The organism is Pseudomonas sp. CG7, assembly GCF_023701885.1.
Lineage (GTDB): Bacteria > Pseudomonadota > Gammaproteobacteria > Pseudomonadales > Pseudomonadaceae > Aquipseudomonas > Aquipseudomonas zanjanensis.
This window is the reverse complement of sequence record NZ_JABAEE010000164.1, coordinates 1-2,937: the sequence shown is the minus strand read 5'-3', so window position 1 is coordinate 2,937 and position 2,937 is coordinate 1. Positions and strand designations below refer to the sequence as shown.

Sequence of the window (2,937 nt, the reverse complement as noted above, 5' to 3'; positions counted from 1 at the left end):
GGATTTGGTGGGGACGCCGGGGGACACGGTGTGGATCGACGTGGAGTCGCCGTTCAAGGCCGAGCAGTTGGACGTACAGGTTGTCAGCCGTATTTCCACCCGGTTTGCCCATCGCCAGGCGTCCCTGGAGCCGATCGTCACGTTGATGGCCCGCCAGTTCAGCGAGCGCCCGGGCAACTACCTGGCTTTTTTCAGCAGCTTCGATTACCTGCAGCAAGTGGCCGGGCTGTTTGCCGAGCGATACCCACGGATCGACCTCTGGACGCAATCGCGGGGCATGGGCGAAGCCCCTCGGCAGGCATTTCTCGAACGCTTCATGGAGCACAGCCAGGGCATTGGTTTTGCGGTGCTGGGCGGGGCGTTCGGGGAGGGCATCGACTTGCCGGGCTCACGCCTGATCGGCGCCTTCATTGCCACCTTGGGGCTGGCGCAGTTCAACCCGGTCAATGAGCAGATGAAACAGCGCATGGCGGCGATTTTTGGCGACGGCTACGATTACACCTACCTGTATCCGGGATTGCAAAAAGTCGTACAGGCGGCCGGCCGGGTCATCCGTACCCAGCAGGATCGCGGGGTAGTGATGCTGATCGACGATCGGTTTGGCGAGGCCAGGGTGCAGCAACTGTTGCCGCGTTGGTGGTCGGTCACCCCGGAAACACAGTGTGCACCCTGCGGGAGCGAGCTTGCTCGCGATAGCGGTCTGTCAGTGACATGAAGACTGGCTGATAAACCGCCATCGCGAGCAAGCTCGCTCCCACAGGGAACTGAGTAGGATTCGGGTTTGTGAGCTGTCTGGAGAGCTGCTGATCACTCAATCATTTTTCCTGAAGCCAGACTTGCTCCATAATCCGCAAAAAATCCACACGGATGCCCCGGCCAGATGCTCGAGAATGACCCAAAGACCCCGCTCATCAACGAGGAACAGCGCTTTCGCTTGCTCATCGATGCGGTGGTCGACTATGCCATCTACATGACCGACCCTTCGGGCATCATCACCAGCTGGAACTCCGGTGCCAGGCGTTTCAAGGGCTACGAGGAAGCCGAAATCCTTGGCCAGCATTTCTCCCGGTTCTACACCGACCAGGACCGCGCCGCCGGCCTGCCGCAACGGGCGCTGGACACGGCCGTGCGCGAGGGGCGTTTCGAAGGCGAGGGCTGGCGGGTGCGCAAGGACGGCACGCTGTTCTGGTCCCATGTGGTGATCGATCCGATCATCGACAGCCAGAGTGGCATCTTGCTCGGCTTCGCCAAGATCACTCGCGACCTGACCGACCGCAAGATGGCCGAGGAAACCCTCAAGCAAAGCGAGCAGCAATTTCGCCTGCTGGTGCAAAGCGTCACTGATTACGCCATCTACATGCTCGACCCGGAAGGCCAGGTCACCAACTGGAACCAGGGGGCACAGCGGATCAAGGGCTATCTGCCGGTGGAGGCTATCGGCCGGCATTTCTCGATGTTCTACACCCCCGAGGATCGCGATGCCGGCGAACCGCAGCGGGCGTTGAGCATCGCTGCCAGCGAAGGACGCTTCGAGAAAAAAGGCTGGCGGATGCGCAAGGACGGCACGCGCTTCATGGCCCACGTGGTCATCGATGCGATTCGCAGCGACACCGGCACGCTGTTGGGTTTCGCCAAGATCACCCGCGACATCACCGATGCCACCCAGGCCCAGCAGGCTCTTGAACAGGCCCGCGAGGCGTTGTTTCAATCCCAGAAATTGCAAGCCATCGGCCAGCTCACCGGGGGGATTGCCCATGATTTCAATAACCTGTTGACGGTGATCCTTGGCAATCTGGAAATCGTGCGCAAGCGCATGCCCAGCGAGCCGAAACTCACCCAATTGCTGGAAAACGCGACCCAGGGCGCGCTGCGCGGGGTTTCGCTGACCCAACGCATGCTGGCGTTTGCCCGTCGGCAGAAACTGACCTACGAATCGGTCGAACTGTCGGCCCTGGTGCAGGGCATCAGCGGATTGCTGCAAAGCTCCCTGGGCCCGTCGATCCACATCCAGGCCCGTTTCGACGAGGCGCTGTCGCCGGTGCTGGCGGATGTCAACCAATTGGAACTGGCGATTCTCAACCTGGCGACCAATGCCCGGGACGCCATGCCCCATGGCGGCCAGATCATCATCGCCGCCGATGAGCGGCAAGGGGCCGATGCCGCGCCGGACAAGCCGATGGCCCCCGGGCGCTACATTTGCCTGACGATAACCGATGAGGGCGAGGGCATGGACGAAGCCACGCTGGCTTCGGCTGTGGATCCGTTCTTCACCACCAAGGGCGTCGGCAAGGGCACCGGCCTCGGCTTGTCGATGGTGCATGGCTTGGCGGAGCAGTTGGGTGGCCGCCTGACGCTCAAGAGCCAGAAAGGTGTCGGTACCACCGCCGAACTGTGGTTGCCAGTGGCCGGCGATTCGGCCCCTGGTAAAGCGGCGATCGAGGAAGCGGCGCCGCCGGTCCATGAATTGAAAGTGCTGGTGGTCGACGATGACAGCCTGGTGCTGACCAGCACGCGCCTGTTGATCGAAGACCTGGGGCACCGAGTCCTTTGCGCGCCGTCGGGGGCCCAGGCGCTGGAACTGTATGAGCGCAACCTGGACATCGACCTGGTGATCACCGACATGGCCATGCCGCAGATGGACGGCGCGCAGTTGGCGAAAGTGTTGCGCGACCGCCAACCGAGCCTGCCCATCATCCTGGCCACCGGTTATGCCGAACGCCTGGAAGGTTTCGCCGCGCAACTGCCTCGGTTGATCAAGCCGTTCAAGCAGATTGACCTGATGCAGATCATTGGGCAGACGATGAAATAGCCAGGAAGGTAGTTGTCTCCTGTGGCGAGGGAGCTTGCTCCCGCTGGGCTGCGAAGCGGCCCCAAAAGCAGGCGAGCGCGAAGCGCCCCCGCGGGGGCCCGGGGCCTCGGCCCCAGCTCCGCCGCCAT

2 protein-coding genes are annotated in these 2,937 nt (G+C 62.4%); both read left to right on the top strand.

Going from position 1 to position 2,937, the window contains the following annotated elements:
• The coding region (locus tag HGO40_RS30335) for an ATP-dependent DNA helicase (protein ID WP_284739275.1) at positions 1 to 715 on the top strand (715 nt) is incomplete at its 5' end.
• 165 nt (positions 716 to 880) lie between these two features.
• Positions 881 to 2,809 (top strand): hybrid sensor histidine kinase/response regulator, encoded by a 1,929-nt coding sequence (locus HGO40_RS30330; protein ID WP_250966042.1) that lies wholly within the window; start codon positions 881 to 883, stop codon positions 2,807 to 2,809.
• Positions 2,810 to 2,937: the final 128 nt, after the last annotated feature.

What these genes read in the sequence shown, in the direction of transcription:
- HGO40_RS30330 (WP_250966042.1), top strand. Translation starts at nt 881, where the DNA reads ATGCTCGAGAATGACCCAAAGACCCCGCTCATCAACGAGGAACAGCGC.